Consider the following 26230-nt stretch of genomic DNA (forward strand, 5'->3'; position numbering starts at 1 on the left):
ATTGCCACGGGCAGGTAAATATTTTGAAGGAAAACGATGGATAGAAGCGAATATACTTTAGTAAGAAAACGAGGAAAGGAGAAAATTTATGAAATACGAGATTATGGTGAAGCCGGGTTATCGAGCATTGGGATTAAAATGGGATGGAGCTTATTCAGAAATCCCATCTTTAAAAGAAACGATTAGCAAGGTGTTTTCTAGGAGGAAGGAACTTGAACATGCTGTTGAACCAGATGTTCAATTAGGCTTATCCTATCACCTGCGACCGGATGGATTCGTTCACTATTCTGTTTATGAAGTGTCGGAAGAGCAGTCTATCCCAGAAGGTATGGTAGAGATAAGGGTTCCTGAGATGACCTATCTTATCACTCATCATGAGAAAGGGCAGGATATTGGTCAGACGTATATGGGAATTGCAGAGTGGTTGAAGGAAAGTGACTATAAACCTTTTCAAGAATCGGACAAGGAGTATTTCGATAGCCTACCAATTAAACACGAACGCTATCCAGATGATCGGGATTTGACTGATCCCCATTTTGATATCCTGATCCCAGTTGTGGAGAGAACAGAGGCGTAACTTAGAAGAGACAATCGGTATAAGAACCGGTTGTCTCTTTTTCTGGTTAGGTCATTTTGCCTATTTACAGCATCCAATCAAACGTTAGTAAAGAAAAAGTGTCAAATTCTAAGTAGTAGTGTAAAACTTCAGTGGGAATGCAAGAGAAATCAGTCTTCAAAACAATGTATAAATCGACCAAAAATGACAAATTATATACTAATTCCCCAAAAAAGGTAGACAGTTTCCACTAATTTCCGATAAAATAGGACATGCAATATAAGACTATGTACTCATATTGTCAGTATATATATAAGAAAATAGTTTGACAAGGGCAAAATCGTCGAAAGGCGGTGACGCAAAGCTCCGGGTCTAAAACCAACCAATTTTGGTTATGACGGCCGAGTTGCCATTTTAGGAACTTAGGGTGAGGCTTTGCGTATTTTCCGCGAAGTCTTTTTTGTTAGTCCATTAGGTGATTTGGATAACAGGACAAGCTTAGCGAAATCAGCTTTCTAATTTGTCTTTGTACATATTGCAGACATTTTCATGGAAATGGGGGAGGAAATGAAAAGGTTAGGGAAGAAATTATTTCATGTATTTTTAATTTTAATGGTTTTGGTTAGCTCCATTTGGACGCCAATTGGTAACCCAATTCTGGCTGCAGCTCCACAAGGGAATATGGTGGATCCGCAATCCCTGTTGGATTTATTACCTCAGGAACAGATGGCAACACCAGAGGTGCCTAATCCGGTACAAGATATCACACCATCATTACCACAACCACTGGAGCAACAACCGTTGCCCCAAGCGCCAATTAGCAATTCTGGTCCTACACAACCAACATCTAAAGGATTAGATAGACCCGATTATGTAAATGTGGCAACAGGTAAATTGTCGCTAGAGAATACAGATTTAAACATTCCGGGAATTGGGTTTGGTTTTGAATTAAAAAGGAGCTATTCAAGTGATAACGATGAAATAGGCGCCTTTGGGCTTGGATGGACTTATAATTTTAATTCTCAGTTAAGAATTTTTGAAGATTATAATATGACGGAATATAGAAGTGATGGAAACGTATTAAACTATGAATTCGTCAAAAATGATCCAGATGCCTACGTAACTAGTTATGATGACGATACATTAGTAAACTACGAGTTGCATAAGGGAAGCTTTAAAACAGCTAAGAATGGGGATAGTTTAGAACGTGTTAGTCAGGAAGAATATCAAGTAAAAGGACTCCACGGTACAACGATTACATACAAAGGATATTTTGCGCCGTGGCGTGAACAGCAGGATGCACGTGCTGGTAAGATGGTGAAACGTACCGATCGGTATGGGAACACGATGAATTACACGTACGATGCAGAAGGTAAACTTGATAAAGTCATTGATACGAATGGGAAGACGATAGACTTCACTTGGGAAGGAAAAGTCATCGACAAGGTAACAGATCCAACGGGGAAGAGTATCCAGTATGGATATGATAGTCAAAGTCGATTAACGTCTATTACATTCCGCGATGGGCGTACAATCCAATATCAATATAGCGGGAACAAGATGACTGCCATTATAAATAATAATGATGAAAAAACCGTCTACGGTTATATCGGAAATCAGGTGAATAAAGTTCTGAATCCGGATGGTACAACCGCATTCACGTTATCTTATAAAAAGGATGGCTCAGGCAATGTCACGAAGTCAACCTTGACGAATGCTTCCGATGACTCATGGGAGTTTATTGTTAACGATGAAAAAATAGCGAAGGAGACAAGTCCTGCGGGGGAAGTGACGACCTTTTCCTATAATAGTGATGACCTGTTAGTGGAACAACACACGCCAACCGGTACGATGTCTTTCTCATATGATGCAGAAGAAAAGAAAACGTCACAGACCTTATTAGATGGTACGAAAACGACCTATTCATACCACAGTAAATGGGATATTCCGACTGAAATAACCGATAATCGAGGTCAAGTATCGACCTTTACGATTAACAATGAGAACGGTAATGTTCTCAGTAAAACGGTAAATGGGGTCGTTTCCGAATACGGGTATGATAGTAAGGGACGACTTACAACTGTAAAAGATGAAAACGGAAAAACCATGACTTTCCAATATGAAAATGGAAAGCTATCAAAAGTTATAAATGGAGAAGGAGAGATTACGGGTTACCAATATGATAATCTAGGTCAGCTCCGCATTCAGACGCTTCCTTCCGGTAAAACGTTGACATTTACTTATGATGGAGAAGGGAGATTGTTAACCAAGAAAGATGGGACATCTCTTTATCAGTACATCTATGATGAAGCTGGCCGATTGGAAACGGTTATTGATCCATTGGCACATAAACAAAAGTACTCCTATGATGATAATGGAAGGATAGACATTTACACCGATACATTAGGTAGACTTTTCAGCTATAGTTATTATCCGGACGGCAGGATCAAAACGATAAAAGATCCTAAGGAAACGAAAACCTTTACCTATGATGCAATTGGGAGAATCAAAACAGAAAAATCAAAGGTTGGGACAACGACATATACGTATAATAAATACGGAGTGGAGACGGTAGAGAATCCATATGGGACGTTCACGTATGCATACGATAACCAAGGGAGAATTTTCACGATTACCGATCACCTTGATAGAGTTACCACGTACCTTTATGACGGAGATGATCGTCTTACTTCCGTTGAGGATCCAATTGGACGCATGTATAAATACAGCTATTATCCAGATGGAAAACTTAAATCTGAAACAACAGCTACCGGACAAACATCTACTTTATCTTATAACAATCTTGGGTTGCTAGAGACAAAAACCTATGAAGATGGAACGAAAGAAAAGTTTGTGTATGATGATGCGAAGCGGATTATGCAAAAGACAGATCGTGATGGAGCTAAAACAACGTATCACTATGAGGATGGGTTGCTGGCTAGTATGACCAATGCTCTTCATCAAACGACGAGGTTTACGTATGATCAGAATGACAATCTACACAAGCAAACAAGTCCAGATGGTTATACGACCACTTATACGTACAATGGGAATGGGTGGTTAACCTCTATTACCAATCCGGAGGAAGAAAAAACAACCTATGAATACGATAAGGCTGGGCGAGTTACGTATATAACCGATCCGGAAAATGGGAAAAGAGCTTATACCTATGATTCGTTAAATAGACCGTTGACCTATACGGATCCAATGGGTGATGTGTATGAATGGGTATATAAGGAAGATAAAAATCAACAAGTATTTATTCATCCAGATGAGTCACAGCAAGTCTATCAATATAATAATCTTCAACAACTAACGGCTTGGACGAATCCACTAGGGGAAACAACCAAGTATGAATATGATGAAGTGGGCAGACAAACAAAAATAATAGAACCACTTAATCGAGTGACAACCTTTGAATACAACGCAATGGATCAAGTGACAAAGCAAATTCGTCCCGACGGGAAGTCACTCGTGTTCAAGTATGACAGCTTTGGTCGGTTAGAAAAGGAAACAAATCCATTAGGACAAGTAACCGAATATGCGTATGAGGACAAAACGGGATGGCTAGAATCTCAGACTACAATGAATGGGACGTACGAGTTTGAGTATGATGCAGAAGGTCGTCAAACAGCTATTACCGATCCGTTAGGTCATACAACGAAAATTTCGTATGATGGCTTGGGGAGGGTCAAAAAAGAAACAAATCCATTAAATGATAGTACAGAATATCAATATAACCCTAGGGGACTAGTTACGAAAGTGGTGCTACCAAACGACGGAGTTATTAAACAAACGTACGATGGTGCGGGCCGATTACTTACTACTACAGATCCTCGATTAGGGGTGACCAATTACACGTATGATGGAAATGGAAATAGGACCTCCATCACGAATGCGAAAGATGAAACAACAACCATGACCTATAACAAAAATGGTCAAAGGCTTACTGTTACAGACCCTAAAGATCTTACTACCGAATACGTGTATGACAAAAAAGGGCAAGTGACGAAGGTTATTCAACCATTAGAAGCAACCACTAGCTATAGCTATGATCAGGCTGGGCAGCTTCTGTCAGTAGAACAAGCAAATGGCGCCAAGACTTCCTATAAGTATGATGAATTGGGCCGTGTCATAGAAGAAACAAGTCCGTTACAGCATGTCACGAAATATCAATACGATCCATTAGACAATGTAACTCTTGTGAAGGATCCAGCAGGACAAACTTCAACCTTTGAATATGACGGCTTAAACCGACTTCTCAAGGAAACGGATCGTTTAGGCAACACGACAACCTATGAGTATGAGGATGACAAGCAAAAAGTTTTCATTACAGATCCGTTAAACAAAACAACCGTTCAACAATATGATCCTTTGAACCGTTTGGCGAAAACAACGAACCCGTTAGGCCAAACGACGAGCTACGAATATGATGCATTAGGGAACATCGTGAAGGAAACAGATGCAGCAGGGAATGTGGAACGGTTTGCCTATAACAGTCTAGGCCTTCAAAGTAAGTATGTGGACCAGAAGGGAAACACCTATAACTATGGGTATGATTTGGCCGGTAATCAGACTAGTGTAACCGATCCAGAAGGTCAAACGACTCAGTTTGAGTATGACCCACTAAACCGCCTTGTCACACAAGAGGATCCAAGAGATGGGATGACAGAATACCACTACGATGGGGTAGGGAATCTAACTAAAATGGAAGATCCAGAAGGCGGAGAATGGACGTACGCCTATAACCCACTCGGTTATCAAACTGCCGCAACCGACCCGTTAGGTAGAACGACTAAATATACCTATAACAAAGTTGGTTTACTGTTATCTACTGAAGATCCAGCTGGTGGAGATACGACATATCGGTATAACGTAATGGGATGGCTAACAGAGGAAAAAGATGCGGAAGGTGCCGTTTGGACATATCAGTATGATTCTCTTGGTCGAATGACGAAAATGACGAACCCGGAAGGCAATCCTACAGCCTTTAGCTATGATGCAGAAGGAAACCTGTTAACAGAAACCGACCCATTAGGCAGAAAAAATGTCTATGAATACGACAAGCGTTATCAACTAGTGAAGGAAGTTGATGCAGCAGGTTCTGAAACGACGTACGAATATGATGCTGTTGGAAATCTTGTCAAAGAAACGGATGCCTTAGGTCAAGCAACAACTTACAGCTATGATGCACTAAATCAACTGTCAGGTGTTACAACACCTGAAGGATCGGAAACTAATTATCAATATGATCCGGTCGGGAATCTGAACAAGGAAACCAATCCACTTGGATATTCGACAACGTACGAATATGACAAGGTTAACCAGTTGTCTACAGTGACAGATTCGCTGGGAGGAACGTCCACGTATCAGTATGACCCTACCGGAAATATGACAAAACTGACGGATCCAAATGGAAATTCCCGAACTTGGGAATATGATCTGAATGGTCAACCTACAGCTGAGATTAATGCACTTGGTGACCAAACTACCTATCATTACGATGCAGCAGGACAATTGACCGAGCAAGTAACGGCAGTAGGAGAATCCATAGATTATGGGTACACAGCAAACGGACTTCTACAGTCTATGAGTTTTGATGATGCTACCATCTCCTACAACTATGATGGGGTTGGTCGCTTGGAGCAAATGAGCTCACCAGCTTCCACAGATCAGTTTACCTATGATGTAATGGGACGATTGACGAAGCAGGTTAATACAACGATGGATAAGCAGTTAAACTATCAATATGACAAGGTTGGTAATGTAACATCCATTACGAACAGCGAAGATCGAACTATTTCTTATACGTATGACAATCGTGATTTAGTAACAAGCATTACAGATCCAGATGAAAACCGAACTTCCTTTCAATATGACGCTCTTGGCCGAGAAACAAAGCGTCTCATGGCAAATGGAAACATTCAAACCAAGGCCTATGATGGCGATGGGAATATAACGAAAGTGGAAAATGATCATTTCACATCGACCTTGGAGGATACATCTACAAAATATGTGTATGACGCATTTGGAAACAGAATAAGTGAAGTGGAAAAGGATGGATCGCGGACGACCTTCCAGTATGATGCATTAAATCGTTTAGTAGATGCACGATACCCGAAAGAAAAACTGGACGATATGACGGATAACATTTACACTCCGCCACGAAACAATCATACAGATCGTAAGAGCAGATTAGATAAGGTGGAGTCTATCTTGGATGGAGAAGAGAGCTCGGACGAAAATCCATCGAGTATCCGTAGTGTAGAAACACTAGGGGAAGGTAACTCGGATTCAACAGTCAGCCTTACTAATGAAGATGGGTTGGCTACAGGTGTAGGTGAACCAATTCTTACTCCGAAAGAAAGCGATCCAGAAGAGAAACAAAATGAAAAACAGAAAGACTCGGATGAAGATAAGTCTTTCTTTGATAAGATTGCGGATACTTTTAAGGCTATAAACGAGACGCTCAAAAAAGTTGCAAAGGCGATTGAAGACTTTTTCGTTTCCCTCTGGAAGGATATAGAAAAACTGTTTAGTTCCTTTACCTTTGTGGTTCATGCTGCAGAGATGGAAAACGGAGGCCAAGGTAACGAAATTGAGCTAAAAAATAAAGAAGATACCAATAACGCCAGCCAAGATAAATCGAAAAACAGTTCTAAAAATAATAAAGATAAAGACAAAAACAAGAATAACAATGGAAAAGGAAAAGACAAACCATCGAATAAAAAAGAAAAACACCATGGTGGAAATCCGAAGAATTGGAAGGATTTCTATGCGCAATCTTCTCATCCGAAGCCAGACTATAGGATGAAACCAGCAGCCCATGTTCAATATGAATATGATGCGAGTGGAAATCGTACGAAGATGATTGCGGATGGGAAAGAAACCAACTATACCTATAATGAAGCGAATCAAATGACTCGTGAAGGAGACAGCTCGTTCATCTATGACGCTAATGGAAATATGGTAGAAAAACAGACGAGCGAAGGGGATGTCAAATATGCTTATACAGCAGATAATCGCTTGTCAGGCGTTTATTTCTCCGATGGTCAAGAGGTCGAGTATGAATACGATGCTTTAAGAAGAAAAGTAACCCGTACAGCAAAAGCCTATGACACTAAGTATCTCAAAAAACAAGTAGGCAATGGAAAAGGTCGCTGGAACGCCATTAATCGTGGAAATGGGAATAAAAACGGCTGGAAGAAGGGACTGATCTCTTCCGACACGACTCGTTATTTGTATAGTGGCACAAGTCGCGAAGTCATGAAAGAATATGGTCCGAACGGCCAACCATATGCCGAATACTATTGGGCAAATGGACAAGTCACATCGCGAAAAATGTTTGGCTTCCACGGTATGAAGACACCTAGTTGGGAAGGAAACATACGGACAAGAGGCGGATTGTTGTATTATGATTATGATCCAACCGGAAACGTAATCGGCGTCAATGACCGCAAAGGCGAATCGGTCATGAAGTATGAATACGATGCCTTCGGCAATCTATTCACCGACATGCCAGCGCCTTACAACGCCACCGGCTATACAGGGAAAAACTATGATCCTGTCGCCGGATTGATGGATTACAGTGCTCGTTGGTACAGTCCATCTAGCGGAAGATTCCTCACGGAGGATACGTATCTCGGAGACCTTACACAGACCCAATCTCTGAACCGTTATGCCTACGTGATGAACAACCCAGTCAATATGGTCGATCCAACTGGACATGTTCCAGAATGGGTGCGAAATAAAGAAGACTTCTCCTTAGAGTACGAAAAAGCAAACACGACCTACCTAGAGCGCTGGAACTACGTAGAAGGCTCGTACAGTCGAACGGGATCAACTACTAAATTAGTAGAAACAATTATGAAAAGTAAGTACTACGAGCAAGTGTACCAACAAAACTTTACCGATACCTGGTTGTACGATTATTCGAAGTACTTTATCATTCGAGATATACCGAAGCAACTTGAGAATTCTACGCAAACCTACCAAGAAACGGGCACCTTAGAATGGTCGGCTATCGTGACGGCGGAAGAGATCATGCATCAGAATTCTGATATTATTGCAGGCTATGGAGCCCCACCACATGCTCGGGTGATATGGTCATCAAGTAAGTTGGATGGACAGCCGTATAGTGCGGATATGATTTATGGTGGGCAACAGCGAGCTGCGGAGTATGAAGAGAAGGTTCGCCAGATGCGGATGCATGCGAATCCATCCTCCTATAGAAATCCGCAAGTGCAACCAAGTCCTTTTGGTAGTTGGAAGGATCTAACTGAAGGAGCTGCCCATGGTATTGATAACAACGCCTTCTTTGGAAGAGCACAAGCCATTCATCACGAGAAGGGTGATAATCCCACAGTCCTTTATACGGTAGGGAAGTGGTCCGTCGATGCAGGAGCTATCGTTACTGGATTTGGTATGATTAGTGTAGGAGCAGGAGGAAATGTTGGCGGTGTCGCTTTAGATGCCACGGTAGTAGGAGCACCAGCAGGAGTGGCCGTCCATGTGGGTAGTACCACTCTCATGGCTACAGGTGGAGCCATGGTCGTTAACAGTTCCACTCGATTTGTGCAAAGTACAAGTGAACTAACTGAGCATGCCATACAATATGCGAAGAGTGCTGGACCCAAGGTGAAGAGCCAGGTTCAAACCGCTTGGTCGAAGGCGAAGAATTTCTTTGGTGGAGGGAACAATAAAAAGCCGAAGAAGCCTGGTAAGGATAATAGGACTGAGGGTATAGATAATGTTATTAGTAATGGTAGAGTTACAGTTAACTCAATAAAATCTAACCCTAGTGTATTTAGTGGAAAGAATGCTGATGAAATTGCTAGAATATTAAAGAGTCAAGGTTATGATGTTACTGTAAAAGCCTCTACTAAATCACGCTCTGGTGCACAAATAATTAAAATCAATAATCCAGGAAACGGTAGAAATATAACACAGTTACAAGTATCACCTGGTGGAGGCAGACATGGGGATAATCCTTATATAAAAATTAGTACAAGTGACCAAGGTATAATTAAAATTGTAGAGGGAACAAAGAATACTTATAAAACTGATGGAAAAGAAAATGCTACTATTATTTTTAATGGGAAGTGATATATTTGATTAATTTACAGGCACCTATCGTCCCATGGGAAGGAATGGGCGGAATAAAGCTATATAGCCACATCAATGAGTTTTATTCAATGATAGAACAATATGGTAAACAACCGAAACTATTAGGAAAATATTTAATAAGGTATGAAATAGATAACTCATTAGATTTATGGTTTAATTTATTAAATGGTAAGTTATTTAAAATAACTGCTACAAGTAACTATAATGGTATTTTATTTAATAAAATTAGGGTAGGAATGCACATTGATGATGTTATAAAGCTAGAACCAAGTTTTGTATATGATGATTTTGAGGAAGTGTATTGTAGTTCTAAAGGAGTTTACCTTGAAACAAACCCCGTTGAACAAACAGTTTTATGGATATCAGTATATATCAAAGAAATAGATAATCCAGATTTTGAGAAAGGAAATTGGTAGGGACACCTATGAAACCTTGATTGGCTAAATGCCTTTCAAGGTTTCTTTTTGGTTGGTGGGGCTACCCAGTGACGAGTAACGGTTTACACCATCTCTATTTACTATAACCTTAGTAATACCAATACAACCATGTATAAATTACCTTGTATGCACAATTAAGACTTACAATTTTATAACCTATTTCAGTCAACATTTTACATAGAACAGCCCCAATATAACAGTTACTATCATTTTCAACTAACAATATGTTACCTTCGCGTTCTCCTTACCTATGAAAATATTTTGACTCTGTTAAAAATGTTGGAAACTATTTTGAGGCAACCCTGATTACTATATTAAGAAGGTTGTCTAAGAAAAAGAAAAAACCTTTGAACTATTCCTACATTTCGATAGAATAGTTCAGAGGTTAATCCTCTAAGATCATAAGGTCTTTAAGGTCAATTGTAAACAGTACATTAATTCTTTACCGATACCTGGTTGTACGATTATTCGAAGTACTTTATCATTCGAGATATACCGAAGCAACTTGAGAATTCTACGCAAACCTACCAAGAAACGGGCACCTTAGAATGGTCGGCTATCGTGACGGCGGAAGAGATCATGCATCAGAATTCTGATATTATTGCAGGCTATGGAGCCCCACCACATGCTCGGGTGATATGGTCATCAAGTAAGTTGGATGGACAGCCGTATAGTGCGGATATGATTTATGGTGGGCAACAGCGAGCTGCGGAGTATGAAGAGATGGTTCGTCAAATGCGGATTCATACGAATGATCAAAGGATTAGGACTCCATTTGGTGAAGGATTGAGTGATGAAGCGTTTAAAGAGATCATTAAACGTTACCAAAATAGAGAAGGTAGACATAACATTATCCAAAGCTTACCAGAGGAATTAAGAGATGGGATTAGCTACCAATTAACCTATTATATCCTGAATGTGGAAGAAGAAGGTCAAGTATGGGAAGATGCGCCAGAATATACAGCATTCGGATTTTTTTTTGGTTTAACTGCTGTAGGTGTAGAAGCAGAAGTAGTAGGAAGTGTATTAATAACTAAGGTCGCCCCTAAGCTCGTACAATCTGCTAAGAGTATCGGTCCGAAGGCCAAGAGCCTGGTTGAAAATACATGGACAAAGGTGAAGAATGCGTTTGGTGGAGGTAACAAGTCGAAGAAGCCTGATAAGGATAATAGGACTGAGGGTAAGGAAAAAGCTGAAAATGTTGTATATATTCTACAAATGCAGATGACGTTGTACAATATGTAGGAATGACAAATAACTATGCAAGAAGAGCTGCTGAACATTTAAGAGATAAGGGGATTAACATTCAACCTCTTATGAAAGACTTAAGTGGAAGTGACGCAAGGGCAGTTGAACAAGCGTTGATTGAAATTCATGGGTTACAAAAAATTGGTGGTACATTAATGAATAAAATAAACAGTATTTCGATTAAAAATCCATCATATGCAAAACAACTAGAAAGAGGGCATGAGTTGTTAAAATCAATTGGATATTAAAGAGGTGAGAAAAGTATGGCACGGTTAAAAGTTGGGGATGTTTTTGAAATTGTTACTCCTAAAGGGAAAGCGTATATCCAATATGTTTTAAACAATGAAACGATTGGGGAATTAATACGAGTTCTACCAGGAGTATATGATAATCAACCACATAGTTTAGCAGAAGTAGTTGAAAAGAAGGAAGAGTACTTTGTTCATTTTCCAGTTAAAGCGGCTAATAAACAAAAAATAATAGAATTAGTAGGAAACTTTGGATTACCTCATGAGTTTGATCTCCCTAAACAATTTAGAACTTTAAAAAAAGATAGGGATGGAAATGTAATTAGTTGGCAAATCGTGGATTATGATACTTGGCAAAGGGAAACGGTAAATGAGTTATCTGAAAAGCAAAAAAAACTGTCTCCATGGGGGACTTGGAATGATACTTTACTAGTTGAGAGAATTTCCCAATGTTGGACTTTGGACAAGTGGGTGTAGTATTCTGAAAGAAATAGTGGATTTTGAACCTCAAAGGATTTTTTCCTTTGGGGTTCTTTTAATAGTGGTGGGGCTACCTAGTGACGAATAGTGCATTCTTTATGCAGGAAATATGAGTAACCCCTGTAAGCCCAATATGTGGAATTGGTATGGTTTTTGTAGGGGCCGGGGGAAATGTAGGTGGAACCGCCTTATATGCAACAGGAGTAGGAGCACCAGCTGGAGCGGCTGTTAATGTAGGAAGTACCGCCCTCATGATTAGAGGTGGAATCATTACCGCTAACAGTTCCACTCGATTTGTACAAAGTACAAGTGAACTAACCGAGCATGCCATACAATATGCGAAGAGTGCTGGACCCAAGGTGAAGAGCCAGGTTCAAACCGCTTGGTCGAAGGCGAAGAATTTCTTTGGTGGAGGGAACAATAAAAAGCCGAAGAAGCCTGGTAAGGATAATAGGACTGAGGGTAATGGAAATCGTGTAGGTAATTTTGCAGGAAAAATTAATGCCGATAATATTCCTAACATGACTAAAAATGATATATTAGAGGGGTTACCAAGTAACTGGAAATACACTGAGAATAACGGTTTTGTTCATATTAGAGATGCTAATGGAAATGTCCGGATGAAAATTGACCCTCCTGACAAAGTTACGAAATATGACCATGATCATATATTTGATGAAAGTGGTAATCCGATTGATGTAAACCTAAACGTTGTGGATAGAAAAAGCCCGGATGCTCATATTCCGTATAAAAAGTGAGGTGGAGTAACTTGAATGCACAGAAAATACTAAATGAAATTGAAGAACTGCATTATTGGGATGCTAGAGTCTTGCAAATGGAGTCCAGTTTTTTTGGAGATGAACTTAGAATTGTATTTGAAGACACAAATTTTAATGTAATCTTACTTTTTACTGGATGTTCGAAATTCTCATTTGTAACAAGTGTTGATGATAGATTGAAACCCTTAAAAGAGTTTACGAAAACTCAAATTCCTTATTTTATTCAGGATGTTGAGATTACAGATGTGCAGATTGATGGAAAAGATATATTAAAATGTAATATTTTAATGCCGCCTTTAAATGTAGAAGTTGTTTGTAAAACTATACTAATTGATAAAGAATAATAAAAGAAACCTTAAAAGGCATTTAGCCAATCAAGGTCCACTTTTTTCTTTATACAAATTATTAGCTATTCAATATCATCATATGCATCACCTAGGGAGATAAAATCACTTCTTAGCCAATACCAATATTGCCCTTTATTTTTTATAAGTCGTTCAAGTAAATCGGTAAACGAAGTAGCTATAACCTTGGACTCACCTACAAGCCCATGTCGGTCAAAAAAACTATCGTAGCATCTACCTAGTCTATTTTCATTGAGGTCAATCGTTAAGTATTCATCCGTTCCATCATTACCAATAATATACCAGTTAGATGAAATATCTTCTTCATATAATTCTCCTACAATTATTGGATTTGCCAATACAAATTTATCAGGAGACACAAGATAAATTGGATATTCCTCATTTTCAAATAGAACTAATCCCCCACAAAGACTATAAAACTCTTTTAAATCATTAAGTAAAATATGCTTTTCTTCATCAATAATGGGTAATCCAGAAGGCTCAAAGATACGACAATGTGGTAAAGTGTTTATTTGTGTGAGCAACTGCTTTATCTTTTCCATTAGCTTCACTCCCGATAATTATATTTATTAAAGGAATTATAATATTCTTGTCTGGCTGATTTGGGAACATTTGCAGCATCAAACATTCTTTCTGTAAGTTCTTGTATCTCCCTTGGAGAGACTGATTGCCAATCAATTTTGCCCCCAACCTTCTTACCTGTTTTTTCATATAACCACTCTCTATAAACAGCCTTTGTAGCATCGTGTTGTTCTTTTGTTAGTGCTACTGTTGGGTATTCCCACCTCTACTTACATAGTTTGGAACATTATGTTTAGCCCATACATCCATAACACAATGATGATTTTCTAAAGGTGAATTACTAGGTCTATATGGTACTACATCATTAGGTTTAACAGTTTTATCTATACCCTTAGGAATATCTAAAAATCTACTTTATGAAAGATGGCAGTTTATTCAACCGCCACCCAAATGATTATCTTGCTATTGTTTCAGGTTAATCTGGCATGATATAAGCCGTTTTATTTTTCATCATATCATAGACTATTCAGACTAACCTTCTCATAATACAGAGAAGTGCTTGTGACTTAACGTAATCTCTCACAACGTGAATTGGCACGAATTGACTGGGCTGCGTCCCAATACAATCAGCCATCTTTGTGCAGACAATGTGGACAGAGTTTATCTATCAACATTAGAAACAGTATGCAAAGTGTTAGATATCGACATTCAGGAGTTAATCGAGGTGGAGTAGCCTCTCGCCATAGTCATCGTTCTATGTACGTAAAAGTTGCGAAAAAATTTTAAAGGCAAGGAGAAAGCGAAGGTATAGCTTTGGAGAATAGAAATGGCGGTAACTGAAGATATTATGGTTATTTGCTTATAAAATGATGAGTAAATGGGACATACATTTTTAAGGTGTTGTACGTACTATATATTTCGTAAAAACATAATATGGGGCTTACAGAGGTTACTCATATTCTCTGGATAAAAAATGAACTATTCGTCACTGGGTAGCCCCATCCAAAAAAAGAAACCTTGAAAGGCATCTAGCCAATCAAGGTTGTAATTTAAAATCTTATATTTACTTCTACAAAAGGTTGAACTTACAACTAAGAGCAATAAAATCAAAAGTAATGAGCCACGAGCTGGAGCTGTGTATTTTCTTAAATCCGTCGTGATCTTTACTTTATAAACCTTTTGGAAGATACCGTCATTGGCTAAGGGGCAATCTCTACATTACTTCGTTGGGTATATTTCAGTGTTTCATATTTGGCATCATAGCTATCATAACAATAGGAATGTTCAAGGAAGCAAGTTGGCACAAGTGTTAATCAAATCCTATTGGTTCAGGCTCATTGCGTTTATTATAGGCAATGACTGATTGTAACCCCATCCTAAAAGGTGTAGAACAGCTACCAATTCAGCATTTACGATACAGCACATTAGACGCTGGTTATGATTATGAAGCCAGGAAAACCGCTTTGGCTTTTTGGGAAAGCTATCCTTCGCCCTCTCATTTGGAGGGGGAAACAATGGAGGGATTACGAACGTTCTTACTACTAATTCTATTAAACCGATGACTATATCGAGATGTTTAAATATATAGAAGGTCCTATCATCAAACCGAACACGCAACTAGATTAGTAGACACGATTATGACTAATTGTCACACCTGATAAAGAGTAATGAGAGGTTCCTATAAAAGTGTGGTATAATATGAAGGCTTTTCTGGAAAAGTACCAAATAAAAGATAGGATTGATAGTAAGGAGGTTGTCATGAACACAGAAGAAAATAAGCTTGGAATCACTAAAGAAGAGTATGATTTATTCATTAGTGATAATGTAGATTATTATATGGGAGACGGCAGATTTATCTTTGTAGCAATGTTCCTAGGGTTTGCATGGTTTTTATGGAGAAAAATGTATGTATATGCACTTTTAATCATTATAGGGTCGTTATCATTAAGAATCATTTTAACATTTATAATAGAGAGTGATAGTACTTATATTATCTTGAACCCTATACTTACAGTAACAATCTCACTCATTTATGGTTTTTATGGTAAGTCTTTATACTTGAATTTTACTAAACAAAAGATCATGAAAATTAAAATGGAAAATGAGGACCCGGAAAAGCAAAAACAGCTGATTGAAAAATCGGGTGGAATTAATCCTGCCGCAGCAATAATTGCTACTATCCTTTTCTTTTTATTTCCCTATGTTATTTAAGGACATTGCATAGATGATAGTGGGTGAATGTAAAGAGGAGTTTTTAAAGTAACTAAGATTACATACTAATGAAGGACATGTTTCTAGATTAATAGGATAAATTTATTTAACCTTGAATGGCAATATGGCTTTCGAGGTTTTTTACTAGGATTAACGAATGGAAAGAGGGTGTGATAGATCCAAGATGTCTAATATATGAATGGTAAGCAATCTATTTAAATTATATTCATAGAGATGTAGCAGATATTAAAAGTATAAGTGGACTGGTTATATTTTCTAAAGGAAATGGAGGGGGGAAAATGAGACAATCTGAGGGTCTTTATGAAAAATCGTTAGGAATAGAATGGAAAGAAACGAAATCATATAATATGGATAACCTTTAAATCTTCTTTAAACATTCAATTTATTGAGGCAGAAGGGGGTCTCTATGTCACCTACGATTGAACCTGAAGATCAATTCATAATGAATACGAGTAAGAATATAACAATCAAACGTGGAATCTTGTTGTTTTTAAGAAACCTACTGAACATGTAACATCATTGAAACGGGTTGTAGCGGTAGAAGGGGATACAATCGCCTCAAAAGGTGGAATCATTTATTTGAATGGAGAAGCGTTAGAGGAACCATATGCTGCTGGTAGATCGAGTTACGATGACTGGGGACCGTTGAAGATAGAAAACGAACAGTTATTTGTATTAGGAGATAATAGGTTTAATAGTGCAGATAGTCGATTATATGGAAGTATATCGGAAGAAGAGGTTATTGGAAAAGTTATGTATCGATATTATTCAAACGATGGATTTGAATTCGATCATTTAGACAATAAAGAGTAGATATCACAGTGCTAACGTAAGAAATAAAGACGAAAAAACACCATTACTTTCTGAAAAGTAATGGTGTTTTTAGCTTATAATCTTCCTCTACCGATCTCATAGGAAAGTTCCAAATATTCCTCAGAGGAACTTATAGAGTGAAATGCTGGATCTCTATAAGCGTATTCAATATACTCATTATCGATTAAATAAGCTTTACGAAGATTGGCAACAGCTTCTTTAGGTTTGTTTTGTAACGCTAGGATTTTGGCTTTCCCATAATACCCACCGGGGAATTCTGGGAATAATTGTACAACTTCATCATAAACGGCTAATGCATCTGAATAATTCTTAATTCTAAGAAAGAGATCCGCTTTATATGTGTACGCATTAATATCTTGTTGGTCGATCTTTATTATTTTATCGAGGGTTTTTAGTGCGTTTTGTACACCGTTATTATAATCGTGCGCTGTTGCCAGGTACCAGTATGCATCAAGGTCCTCAGGCCTTAACTTAAGATACTTTTTAAAATATATAATGGAGTTATAATACCTTTCTACATCGAAATAGCTAACAGCAAGTCCATAATAAGCACTCGCTGTTTCTTCTGTAATGCCAAAATCAATAGCTGTTTCGTAAGCGTTAATCGCTTCATTATAGTTTCCCAATCCGTAGTAAGCATTCCCGAGGTTCGCGTATTCATAGGCGTCATTTGGCTCAATTGCAATACTTTTTTTAAGCACCGTTACTGCTTCATTATTCCGATTTAATTCGTTGAGCGCCCATCCTTTGTTGTTTAAGGCTACATCATTTTCGGGATCTTTCTCTAAAATCTCTTCTAAAATTTTCATTGCTTTTTCATATTCTCCATTTTCATTTAAGTTATACGCTTTTTCATTTTGTTCAGCTAAATGATAACTTGAGAAAAAAGAAGTTCCGAGTATTCCAATTAAAGCCGTTACGAAGTATAGAACTGGAGATATTACCTGCTTCCAAATTCTATTTTTATTCCTAATAGGTAGATACCTTTTGACTTGGTAAAGGGAATCCCAGCTCTGAAAACTTCTGAAAGGGATAATAAGTGCATTGTTGGAAGCAATATATAAGATAAAATACTCTTTATATTTGAGTGCCTCAATTGCAGACCATTTGTAGGATTCTTCAAGAGATTCTGAATAAAAAGAGATTCCTTCATCGCTTATTGTATATGTACGCAAATGTCCATATTGATTTGCGTTTTTTCTGGAACCGACATAAGTATTAATAATGATAGAAATTAGAAAAAGTGATGGTAGAAAAAATAAAAAAACTTGAGGAGCTTCTCCTATAAAATAATTGATACCTATAATAAAAGTGAAAATACTTATAAGAATTAACCACTTCATCTTTGTCCATATGCGAATTAGATTGAATCGAAAGTAATCCTTAGGTATTAGTTGGACCTCAAGGGTGATTGAATTATTTTCTTGATTGGTATGGTCTTCCATTTTAAAACTCCTCTATTGTGTTGTTTTTATTACCTTAAATTATTTACTACAGACTCCCTATTTTGTGATATATTAACTCCCCCAATGTTTTTTGAAAGTTATGTACAAAGGTTTTCTATGTATATATCGGTTTTATATACAATCTATTGAGGAAAAATTAATGTTATGGATTTTGTTTAGGAGAAAAAGGAAAGGTATTATTACTATGAAATTCAGAATGATGAGGAGTGAGTTAGCGAGTATGATTATTCCATTCACTTTCAACAGTAGATATTGTATGATACGAAAGGATTTTCCGCTGGTGAATAACTTCTGAAAGTAGATTAAAATAGTGAGATTGTTTAGCTGAGGTTCTGTTGTTCTGACTTTCTTCCTTTTAGGAGCATGTCAGAATAGTTTATGAATAAAAGTACAATATAAGAAAAATAAGCTTTAGGGGGATAGATATGGAGCCACATTTGATCTTTATGGTAGTAGCAAGCATTGTTTTATCGCTAATTGCATATCTTATCCCCAAAAAATTAAAGTGGTATGAAATTTATACCACTTCTTCATTTGCTGTTCTTTTTGGCCTTTTAGTTGATACCATATTAGCTGTAAAGTATAAGATTTATGTGCTTGATAAGGCAGGAATTCAAATCGGTCCTCTTATTGGGCAGGTTATTATGTATTCTACAACCAGTGCGATTATACTGAATACTTTTCCTTACAATAGGCCAGTAAAATACAAGATCATCTATATTCTATGTTTTTCTTTCCTTACTGTAATTTTGGAGACAATTGCTCTTAAGTGTGGCTTTATTAAATATAATGAATGGAAAATGTGGTATTCCGCATTATGTTACCCATTTCTCATTTATTTTCTCGTTTTACATCTCAAGTTTTTTCAGCGTATAGTGAAGAAAAGTTTTTAGTATAAGTAAGCTTAGAAATTAAAAATGGCCTTGGGTTTTTGAAGTCCTCTTTTTCCCCTTATCTTATCTTACTCGAGGCTATTTCAAATGAACTCCTCTTCATACTATGCTTTCATCCGAATCGTCATTTCTTTGTTTTTCCTTCGTTTCCCCTTAACTTGTGTTGTCAGAAACACACCACAAATAACGATTAGAGATCCTATAATTTGCATGACTGTAATTTTTTCGCCCAACCAAATGTAAGCTCCAGCTATCGTAACCACGGGAAGAAAATTTAGAAATATAGAAGCTTTCGAAGCACTTAATAAATGGACAGCCTTGTTATAAAAAATTAAGGCGATGAAAGACGGAAAAATCCCCAGATACATAAGACTGAATACAAGATTAAGTGATCCTAAGGGAGGAATTCCTTGAAAGCCCCATTCGATAAGAACAATTGGTAACAGAACTATAATTGAGATTCCCGTCATTACAAGAAGGACAGCATAGGACGGAAATAGATGCATATATTGCTTTACAAATATAGAATAAACAGCCCACGTTCCAATAGCGCCAATCATTATGGCATCTCCAATATTCCAATCAATTGCCGTTAGCTGAAGTAATTTTCCTTCCATTACAACCCATAAAGCACCGATGAAAGATAACAGAATCCCAACCCATTGAATATGGTTCAATTTTTCTTTTAATAACCAAGCACTTAATAGGACGGTTACGACTGGTATAGCGGATTCAAGTACGGACACATTAGAGGCAGTTGTGAATTGTAGGGCTCCATAAATAAAAGTGTTAAAAAAAGTAATCCCTGTGAGCGTCATGATCAATAACGGCTTCTTATATTTTATAAATGTGTCACGTGATTCCCACGCGCTGCGAAAACCAATAGGGAATAAAACGATAAAAGCAACCAATAATCGAAAGAATGCAATGGTAAACGGAGGCAGTTCATTAATAGCCTTACCGATTAGAATATTACCTGCATAAAAAATGACGACAAAAATCATTAGTATGTAGGGATACATATTTGTGCCTCCTTTTGTAGTGACAAATTCAAGTAATCCCATAAGAAAAAGGGCAATACTGAAAAAATCAGTATGCCCTGTTCCATATGTACCATTAAGTGTATCATTTTATAAATTCTTTATCAGCTTTTTTACCTCATGCCATTTCCCATCTTACATAGAAAGTCCAAAATGATAAAACCTATATAAGATAGGAGGTGTAATGGTGGGAAAAGACGGTCCAAACATGCCTAATTTTGATAGCCTGGATGATCGAGTTATAGCCGATGGAAATGAAAAGCCAAATGCTTTCCATGAAAACAAGCTTAGACCCTAAGGATCCATTGGAAGACAATCCGTATTATGATCCAAATAAGGAGTATAGCCCGGAGGAGAAAGAAAAGCTTCGGAAGTTTTTTGGTGGGAAATAAAGATGAGGAGGGGCACTCGAAACAGGGTGTCCTTTTAAGTTTCTATACTCCTCCCCCAGATGTTAAATTTCTTTTAGTATTTTATATTGGAGGTAAGCTTTATAGTAGTTGAATCCAGATAACATAAACATAAACAAGGGAATTAATTTGATCATCACAAACGGCGTTTCAAATAAGAAGGCTTTCCAAAATAGAGCCCCTTCCATATCCCAAAGTCCTTGAGTTTCATATAAACTCGAATCCTTATATAATATATAGCTAATTAACAAAAAAGTAATGGCTAGAGAGAGGGAATAATGCATTAAACGTTTATAATAATTTATATGTGATGGACGATCAGAGAAAATCTCATTTTGATCACCAGCTGCTTTTTGCCAATATTGAATACTTCCAAACCGCGACCCTTTCACATGTGTCCAGCCAAAATCCTCATACATCGTTTTGTAATCTTGAAACTTATCTTCTGATAAATATTGTTGATAATCCAGCCGTATAATAAAGGATTCGTTTACTTTTTTAAATGTGTATATCCCCAAACCATTAATGTTTGTACAGAGATATCCTTTTCTTAATTGCTCATTTAACCATTGCTCTTCTTCTACAATATTAAAGAACAATTTACATTTTTTCATCCATCTCACCCGTTTCATATAAGGATATAATATGGAGCAGTCTTTGTTGTTCGGACTTCAAAATTGCCAGTCCTTCATCTGTAATTTTATACACTTTACGTCTGCCTGATTGAACAGATACAGGTTCAATCCATTTATGCTTGCTAAGATTTTCGATGGCACCATACAAGGTTCCAGCAGCTAAGATAACAGTTCCCTTACTCATTTGTTCGATTTTCTGCATAATGGCATACCCATGAAGAGGTTCGCGTAAAGCTAATAAAATATAGTGCATGGTTTCTGACAACGGTAACAGTTTATGTTTCATATTTTCACCCACTATTTAGTTTAACTGTTTAGTTGAACTTAATAATATTATATACAGTTGAACTGAATAAGTAAACCTGTTTCTTGAAACTTTTTTAATAAATCCTCCTTCATGTATGGAAGTAGTGGAGTTAGACTTTTTATCCTCTGTGGTCTACACGTAACAAAAATTAGATATTGAAAATAGCGCTGACCCTTAGTCAGCATAGGGTTTTACGACGTGGACAATCATTGGAGCGGTCACAGTAAATCACAGCGTTGTACAATATGCCACACAACATTCTGTGATGAAAACGCATACAAAACCTATTGTGTCGATGTTAGAATAAAAATTGTAAGAGAGGTGATGGGTTGTGCAACTGGATGCACGAAGTACAAATCTCCTAAACTCACTCGTTGGGAATCCTAGGATTAGGAGTAAAGATTTAGAAAAGAGGTACTCCTTAACTCGTCGACAATTAAGTTATAGTTTCGGCAAAATGAATGAATGGCTCATTTATAAGAACCTTCCTACAATCGAAAGAACACGACAAGGCTTGTTTATCGTTGATCCAGTACTTTCAAAAATGTTTTTGAACAAAGAACGAAATGATTTAGTGGAATCGGATATTTTAACAGAAAACGAAAGAGTTTACTTAATTATCCTGAAGTTACTAAGTAGCAAGGAAGAGCTTTCACTCATCCATTTCACATCAGAGTTAAAAGTAAGTAAAAATACTATTTTAAGTGATATGAAGGTAGCACAAGAATATGTGGAGGATTATCAGCTAGCAATTAGGTATTCAAGACGGGAAGGCTACTTAATTGAAGGAAATGAGTTTATTTTAAGAAAGCTGTTAATCAATGCGTGTAACAAAGTATTGGATCTCAACAACGGTAAAAAGAAAATTTGTGAGTTGACAGAAATAACAGAAGAGGAAATTTCGGAATTGAAAGTAAGGTTAGAAAATGTGGAATGCAAATTGAATTTAAAGTTTACCGATGAAAAAATGGAAACCATGCCTTATATCATCTCTCTTATTTTTCGAAGGATTAAACAAGGTAACAAAATGAACCCATTCAATATCCACTATAATGAGCTATCTAATACAAAAGAGTATAAAGCCACAGAAGAATTACTATATGATTTTAGAAATATTCCATTAGAGGAACGTTTATTTATCACTTTGCACCTTTTAACAACTAGTGTTCATTGGTCAGAGTTTCTAACTGAGGATAGCATACCAGATTTGAAGGACGCGTTAGATAAAATGGTGTCTTTATTTGAGAGGACAGCGTGTGTTTCTCTACAGGATAAAGAGCAATTACTAAATAAGTTGTTGTTGCATGTAAAGCCTGCTTACTACCGAATTAAGTATAAACTTACCGAGTTTATAGATGTGCAGGAAACGGTTAGTAAAGAATTCAAGGAATTACATCATCTTGTTAGAAAATCAACGCGTCCATTAGCCGAATTGATTGGAGAAGAAATACCAGAAAGTGAAACTACTTATTTAACAATGTTAATAGGTGGTTGGATGACCATGCATGGAGAGAGCATTCAACAAAAGATAAAAGCGATAGTCGTTTGCCCAAAAGGTGTATCTGTTTCGAGGCTAATGTTCAGCGCATTAAAGGAGATCTTCCCCGAATTTATATTTTTGGACTCTTTGTCGATTCGAGAATTTCATGAGTATAGCCTTGACTACGATATTGTATTTTCACCAATCTTATTGGAAACAGACAAAAAAGTATTTGTGGCAAATCCTTTCCTTGAAAAAGAAGAGAAATCAAGGTTGAGAAGACAGGTGATGTTGGAGTTACATGGATTTGTGTCACCGGATTTAAATGTTGAGGAGTTAATCAACATTATAGAAAAATACGCCACTATTGATAATAAAAAGTCGCTAACAAGTGAAATTCATGGTTATTTGGGCCATGACCTTGAATTAGAGGAAAAAGAGAAATTAGAAATTCCTAATCCCAGTTTATTTGATTTAATAACGGAAGATCATATTCTTTTGGAGCATTCTGTATCGAGTTGGGAAGAAGCAATACGCATAGGTGCATCCCCGATTGTCCAAACGAAGAGTATAACCCCGGGGTATGTGGATGCAATGGTTAAGCATTGTAAAGAGGACCCATATATCATAATAGGTCAAAATTTGGCCATACCACATGCTTCTCCAGAAGATGGAGTAAATAAGGTTTCTATGAGTTTACTTCGTCTAGAACAAGGTGTTGAATTTGCTAGTGATTACTCTATTAATATAGTGATTGTAATCTCTGCTACAGATAAACATAAACACTTAAGAGCACTCATGCAATTAATGAAGCTTGCATCTAGTAAAAAAGATATGAAAGGGATTACTCAATCAAATTCAGAAAAAGAGATTCGAGAAATAATTAGAAAGTATGCAGATGAATAATAGAAATCCATATTATAAGTTTTACAGAAACAAAGAAATAGAGAAAAATTATGTTAAGGGTGACAACTATGAGTTCGTTTAGCTTTGATGAATCACTGATTCTAACTGATATCGACGTTAGTAGTAAAGAAGAAGTTATAGCCTTATTGGCTAATAATTTGTGTGAAAAGGGGTTTGTGAAAGAAAGCTATGTAGCAGCTGTCCTTAAAAGAGAACAAACCTATGCAACAGGACTGCCAACCAATGGTTGTTCCGTTGCAATCCCGCACACAGATATCGAGCATGTTAACAAAAGGGCCATTAGCCTTGGGATAATCAAGGAGACAGTTGACTTCGGCATAATGGGAGAACAGGAAGATACGACCCCGGTTAAACTAGTGTTTATGCTAGCTACGGATGAAGAGCATTCACAGCTGTCTTTATTACAACGATTAATGCTAGTTTTTCAGGATAAAGAACTACTGCTTTTATTATCTACTGAAAAAGATAAAACAAAAATAAAAGAAATAATAGAAGAAAACTTACAACTTTCTCTGAAAGGGGGTGAATAACGTGGCGAAAAAGAAACAAGTCTTAGTAGCCTGTGGAGCAGGTGTTGCAACATCTACTGTTGTAAACGGTGCTATCGAAGAAATGGCGAAAGAAAATAATCTTAACATTGATCTCGTACAAATCAAAATTGCGGAAGTTGGCGGATATGTCGAAACAGCTGATTTACTAGTAACAACTGCAATGACCAAAAAAGAGTATCCATTCCCTGTCATTAATGCACGTTCATTCTTAACAGGTATAGGTACGGAAGATACAAAAAAGCAGATTTTAGATGAGCTTCAAAAGTAAATCTATTAAAGGAGTCTACCTCAGTTTTTCAATAACAGAAAAACTGGGGCTGCATTTAACATGAAGGGGGTAAGAAAGTATGCAAGGTTTTGTAGACGTTGTCCGAGGGTTCTTGGATTTAGGTGCGACAGTTATCCTTCCTGTAGCCATTTTTCTTTTAGGATTAATATTTGGTCAAAAGCCAGGTAAAGCCTTTCGTTCAGGTTTAACGATTGGTGTAGCCTTTGTCGGTATCTTTTTAGTGGTGGACCTACTTGTAAATAATTTAGGGCCGGCAGCTCAAGGTATGGTAGATAGATTGGGAGTGGAGTTAACGGTCATTGACGTAGGTTGGCCAGCAACATCATCTATTGCATGGGCTTCAATTGTAGCTGCGTTTATCATTCCATTAGGTTTAATAGTAAATGTTATTATGCTTTTAACAAAGACAACGAAAACAATGAATGTAGATATATGGAATTATTGGCATTATACCTTTATGGCGGCTATGATCTATGCAATTTCTGACAGTATTATTCAAGGTTTAATTGGGGCAGTTATCTTCCAAATTGTTTGTCTTAAAGTTGCGGATTGGACAGCACCGATGGTTAATGATTTCTATGAAATGCCAGGTGTTTCTGTAGCAACAGGTAGCACTATTTCTTATGCACCCGGCATCTTTTTAGTGAAAGGACTTCAAAAAATCCCTGGAGTGAAAAACTGGAATGCAGATCCAGATACTATCCAGAAACGATTTGGTATTTTCGGTGAATCCATTTTCATAGGATTAGCGCTTGGTGCGATTATCGGTATCTTAGCTGGATATGGTGTTGGGGATGTCATTGAAATTGGTATGGCAATGGCTGCTGTAATGGTGTTAATGCCACGTATGGTTAAGATTTTAATGGAAGGTCTAATGCCTGTTTCAGAGTCTGCACGCCAATGGTTAAATAAACGCTTTGGAGACAGAGAAATTCATATCGGTCTAGATGCAGCGGTATTACTAGGGCACCCATCTGTTATATCAACAGCATTAATTCTTGTGCCTATCACCGTGTTACTAGCCGTTATTCTACCTGGAAATGCCTTACTGCCTTTTGGTGACTTAGCAACAATTCCGTTCATTGTTGCCTTTATTGTCGGTGCAGCTAAGGGTAATATCGTTCACTCTGTCATTGTAGGTACGGTCATGATTGCTATCTCCTTATACATTGCAACAGATGTAGCGCCACTATTTACGGAGATGGCTAATAATGCTGATTTTGACATGCCAGAAGGATCAGCTACTATCTCAAGTATTGACCAAGGTGGGAATATCGTAAACTATATAATTTACAAAATATTCGATCTATTTAACTAATTTTCTAACATATTTATGAAATTTTTTGGAGAAATGACAAGTTGCCCAGCTTAGTCGAAATCCATTAGGCTGGGTACCCTAATTATA

22 protein-coding genes, 2 pseudogenes and 1 riboswitch are annotated in these 26230 nt (G+C 37.3%); of the genes and pseudogenes, 17 read left to right on the forward strand and 7 right to left on the reverse strand.

The window, feature by feature from the left end:
• The first annotated feature begins 88 nt into the window (after positions 1-88).
• From KO561_RS00950 to KO561_RS00985, 8 genes are all read left to right on the forward strand, one after another.
• A complete protein-coding gene (locus KO561_RS00950) occupies positions 89-577 on the forward strand; it encodes a GyrI-like domain-containing protein (RefSeq protein WP_231095254.1) in 489 nt (162 codons plus the stop codon).
• 302 nt (positions 578-879) lie between these two features.
• Positions 880-970, forward strand: a riboswitch (cyclic di-GMP riboswitch).
• A gap of 153 nt (positions 971-1123) precedes the next feature.
• Positions 1124-9661, forward strand: a complete 8538-nt coding sequence (locus KO561_RS00955) for an RHS repeat-associated core domain-containing protein (protein ID WP_231095255.1) — start codon at positions 1124-1126, stop codon at positions 9659-9661.
• Positions 9658-10098 (forward strand): hypothetical protein, encoded by a 441-nt coding sequence (locus KO561_RS00960; RefSeq protein ID WP_231095257.1) that lies wholly within the window; start codon positions 9658-9660, stop codon positions 10096-10098. Before KO561_RS00955 ends, KO561_RS00960 begins: the two co-directional genes overlap by 4 nt.
• 600 nt (positions 10099-10698) lie before the next feature.
• A complete protein-coding gene (locus tag KO561_RS00965; RefSeq protein WP_231095258.1) occupies positions 10699-11364 on the forward strand; it encodes a hypothetical protein in 666 nt (221 codons plus the stop codon).
• A gap of 2 nt (positions 11365-11366) precedes the next feature.
• Positions 11367-11615 carry a hypothetical protein gene (locus tag KO561_RS00970; protein WP_231095259.1) on the forward strand — a complete coding sequence of 83 codons (249 nt, stop codon included), beginning with the start codon at positions 11367-11369 and terminating at the stop codon, positions 11613-11615.
• A 15-nt stretch (positions 11616-11630) separates the two neighbouring features.
• Positions 11631-12092 (forward strand): hypothetical protein, encoded by a 462-nt coding sequence (locus KO561_RS00975; protein WP_231095260.1) that lies wholly within the window; start codon positions 11631-11633, stop codon positions 12090-12092.
• Between the two features lie 149 nt (positions 12093-12241).
• Positions 12242-12853 (forward strand): hypothetical protein, encoded by a 612-nt coding sequence (locus tag KO561_RS00980; RefSeq protein ID WP_231095261.1) that lies wholly within the window; start codon positions 12242-12244, stop codon positions 12851-12853.
• A gap of 11 nt (positions 12854-12864) precedes the next feature.
• Positions 12865-13218, forward strand: a complete 354-nt coding sequence (locus KO561_RS00985) for a hypothetical protein (RefSeq protein ID WP_231095262.1) — start codon at positions 12865-12867, stop codon at positions 13216-13218.
• A gap of 65 nt (positions 13219-13283) precedes the next feature.
• Here the strand turns inward: KO561_RS00985 and KO561_RS00990 are convergent, their stop codons facing one another.
• Together KO561_RS00990 and KO561_RS00995 are read right to left on the reverse strand one after the other, a co-directional pair.
• The gene (locus KO561_RS00990; RefSeq protein WP_231095263.1) at positions 13284-13781 is read right to left on the reverse strand and encodes an SMI1/KNR4 family protein; all 498 of its coding nucleotides are present in this window, start codon (positions 13779-13781) and stop codon (positions 13284-13286) included.
• 5 nt (positions 13782-13786) lie between these two features.
• Positions 13787-14154 (reverse strand): annotated as a pseudogene (locus KO561_RS00995) (sugar-binding protein); the annotation flags it as partial.
• A gap of 256 nt (positions 14155-14410) precedes the next feature.
• On the opposite strand from KO561_RS00995, the gene KO561_RS20530 reads away from it, so the two are divergent.
• The gene (locus tag KO561_RS20530; protein WP_235989001.1) at positions 14411-14494 is read left to right on the forward strand and encodes a helix-turn-helix domain-containing protein; all 84 of its coding nucleotides are present in this window, start codon (positions 14411-14413) and stop codon (positions 14492-14494) included.
• Positions 14495-14877: 383 nt separating this feature from the next.
• Here the strand turns inward: KO561_RS20530 and KO561_RS01005 are convergent.
• A pseudogene (locus tag KO561_RS01005) lies at positions 14878-15142 on the reverse strand (IS5/IS1182 family transposase); the annotation flags it as partial.
• 377 nt (positions 15143-15519) lie between these two features.
• Between KO561_RS01005 and KO561_RS01010 the strand changes: the two are divergent.
• Positions 15520-15972, forward strand: coding sequence for a DUF2628 domain-containing protein (locus tag KO561_RS01010; RefSeq protein WP_231095264.1), 453 nt, complete (start codon positions 15520-15522; stop codon positions 15970-15972).
• A gap of 540 nt (positions 15973-16512) precedes the next feature.
• Positions 16513-16806, forward strand: a complete 294-nt coding sequence (gene lepB, locus KO561_RS01015; RefSeq protein WP_231095265.1) for a signal peptidase I — start codon at positions 16513-16515, stop codon at positions 16804-16806.
• A 74-nt stretch (positions 16807-16880) separates the two neighbouring features.
• Here the strand turns inward: lepB and KO561_RS01020 are convergent, their stop codons facing one another.
• The gene (locus KO561_RS01020; RefSeq protein ID WP_231095266.1) at positions 16881-18272 is read right to left on the reverse strand and encodes a tetratricopeptide repeat protein; all 1392 of its coding nucleotides are present in this window, start codon (positions 18270-18272) and stop codon (positions 16881-16883) included.
• A 446-nt stretch (positions 18273-18718) separates the two neighbouring features.
• Here KO561_RS01020 and KO561_RS01025 point away from each other — a divergent pair, with 446 nt between their 5' ends.
• Complete coding sequence (locus KO561_RS01025; RefSeq protein WP_231095267.1) at positions 18719-19186, forward strand: CBO0543 family protein; 468 nt, start codon at positions 18719-18721, stop codon at positions 19184-19186.
• 104 nt (positions 19187-19290) lie between these two features.
• On the opposite strand, the gene KO561_RS01030 is transcribed toward KO561_RS01025, so the two are convergent.
• Positions 19291-20208, reverse strand: a complete 918-nt coding sequence (locus KO561_RS01030; RefSeq protein WP_231095268.1) for a DMT family transporter — start codon at positions 20206-20208, stop codon at positions 19291-19293.
• Between the two features lie 266 nt (positions 20209-20474).
• On the opposite strand from KO561_RS01030, the gene KO561_RS01035 reads away from it, so the two are divergent.
• Positions 20475-20618 carry a hypothetical protein gene (locus tag KO561_RS01035; protein WP_231095269.1) on the forward strand — a complete coding sequence of 48 codons (144 nt, stop codon included), beginning with the start codon at positions 20475-20477 and terminating at the stop codon, positions 20616-20618.
• 62 nt (positions 20619-20680) lie between these two features.
• Here KO561_RS01035 and KO561_RS01040 read toward each other — a convergent pair whose 3' ends face one another.
• Positions 20681-21250, reverse strand: coding sequence for a DUF2812 domain-containing protein (locus KO561_RS01040; RefSeq protein ID WP_231095270.1), 570 nt, complete (start codon positions 21248-21250; stop codon positions 20681-20683).
• Positions 21237-21557 (reverse strand): PadR family transcriptional regulator, encoded by a 321-nt coding sequence (locus KO561_RS01045; RefSeq protein ID WP_231095271.1) that lies wholly within the window; start codon positions 21555-21557, stop codon positions 21237-21239. Before KO561_RS01045 ends, KO561_RS01040 begins: the two co-directional genes overlap by 14 nt.
• Before the next feature lie 352 nt (positions 21558-21909).
• Between KO561_RS01045 and KO561_RS01050 the strand changes: the two genes are divergently transcribed.
• The 4 genes from KO561_RS01050 (at position 21910) to KO561_RS01065 (ending at position 26143) form a co-directional block, all read left to right on the forward strand.
• Positions 21910-23964 (forward strand): BglG family transcription antiterminator, encoded by a 2055-nt coding sequence (locus KO561_RS01050; RefSeq protein ID WP_231095272.1) that lies wholly within the window; start codon positions 21910-21912, stop codon positions 23962-23964.
• A gap of 68 nt (positions 23965-24032) precedes the next feature.
• Positions 24033-24515 (forward strand): PTS sugar transporter subunit IIA, encoded by a 483-nt coding sequence (locus KO561_RS01055; RefSeq protein WP_231095273.1) that lies wholly within the window; start codon positions 24033-24035, stop codon positions 24513-24515.
• Position 24516: 1 nt separating this feature from the next.
• The gene (locus KO561_RS01060) at positions 24517-24804 is read left to right on the forward strand and encodes a PTS sugar transporter subunit IIB (RefSeq protein ID WP_231095275.1); all 288 of its coding nucleotides are present in this window, start codon (positions 24517-24519) and stop codon (positions 24802-24804) included.
• Positions 24805-24883: 79 nt separating this feature from the next.
• Positions 24884-26143, forward strand: a complete 1260-nt coding sequence (locus KO561_RS01065; RefSeq protein ID WP_231095276.1) for a galactitol-specific PTS transporter subunit IIC — start codon at positions 24884-24886, stop codon at positions 26141-26143.
• The last annotated feature ends 87 nt before the right edge of the window (positions 26144-26230 follow it).

Source organism: Radiobacillus kanasensis (assembly GCF_021049245.1).
GTDB lineage: Bacteria > Bacillota > Bacilli > Bacillales > Amphibacillaceae > Radiobacillus > Radiobacillus kanasensis.

What these genes read in the sequence shown, in the direction of transcription:
- KO561_RS00980 (WP_231095261.1), top strand. Translation starts at nt 12,242, where the DNA reads ATGGTTTTTGTAGGGGCCGGGGGAAATGTAGGTGGAACCGCCTTATAT.
- KO561_RS00990 (WP_231095263.1), bottom strand. Translation starts at nt 13,781, where the DNA reads ATGGAAAAGATAAAGCAGTTGCTCACACAAATAAACACTTTACCACAT.
- KO561_RS00970 (WP_231095259.1), top strand. Translation starts at nt 11,367, where the DNA reads ATGACAAATAACTATGCAAGAAGAGCTGCTGAACATTTAAGAGATAAG.
- KO561_RS00965 (WP_231095258.1), top strand. Translation starts at nt 10,699, where the DNA reads ATGCATCAGAATTCTGATATTATTGCAGGCTATGGAGCCCCACCACAT.
- KO561_RS00950 (WP_231095254.1), top strand. Translation starts at nt 89, where the DNA reads ATGAAATACGAGATTATGGTGAAGCCGGGTTATCGAGCATTGGGATTA.
- KO561_RS01025 (WP_231095267.1), top strand. Translation starts at nt 18,719, where the DNA reads ATGGAGCCACATTTGATCTTTATGGTAGTAGCAAGCATTGTTTTATCG.
- KO561_RS01030 (WP_231095268.1), bottom strand. Translation starts at nt 20,208, where the DNA reads ATGTATCCCTACATACTAATGATTTTTGTCGTCATTTTTTATGCAGGT.
- KO561_RS00955 (WP_231095255.1), top strand. Translation starts at nt 1,124, where the DNA reads ATGAAAAGGTTAGGGAAGAAATTATTTCATGTATTTTTAATTTTAATG.
- KO561_RS01020 (WP_231095266.1), bottom strand. Translation starts at nt 18,272, where the DNA reads ATGGAAGACCATACCAATCAAGAAAATAATTCAATCACCCTTGAGGTC.
- KO561_RS01045 (WP_231095271.1), bottom strand. Translation starts at nt 21,557, where the DNA reads ATGAAACATAAACTGTTACCGTTGTCAGAAACCATGCACTATATTTTA.
- KO561_RS01040 (WP_231095270.1), bottom strand. Translation starts at nt 21,250, where the DNA reads ATGAAAAAATGTAAATTGTTCTTTAATATTGTAGAAGAAGAGCAATGG.
- KO561_RS00975 (WP_231095260.1), top strand. Translation starts at nt 11,631, where the DNA reads ATGGCACGGTTAAAAGTTGGGGATGTTTTTGAAATTGTTACTCCTAAA.
- KO561_RS01065 (WP_231095276.1), top strand. Translation starts at nt 24,884, where the DNA reads ATGCAAGGTTTTGTAGACGTTGTCCGAGGGTTCTTGGATTTAGGTGCG.
- KO561_RS01035 (WP_231095269.1), top strand. Translation starts at nt 20,475, where the DNA reads ATGGAAATGAAAAGCCAAATGCTTTCCATGAAAACAAGCTTAGACCCT.
- KO561_RS01010 (WP_231095264.1), top strand. Translation starts at nt 15,520, where the DNA reads ATGAACACAGAAGAAAATAAGCTTGGAATCACTAAAGAAGAGTATGAT.
- KO561_RS01055 (WP_231095273.1), top strand. Translation starts at nt 24,033, where the DNA reads ATGAGTTCGTTTAGCTTTGATGAATCACTGATTCTAACTGATATCGAC.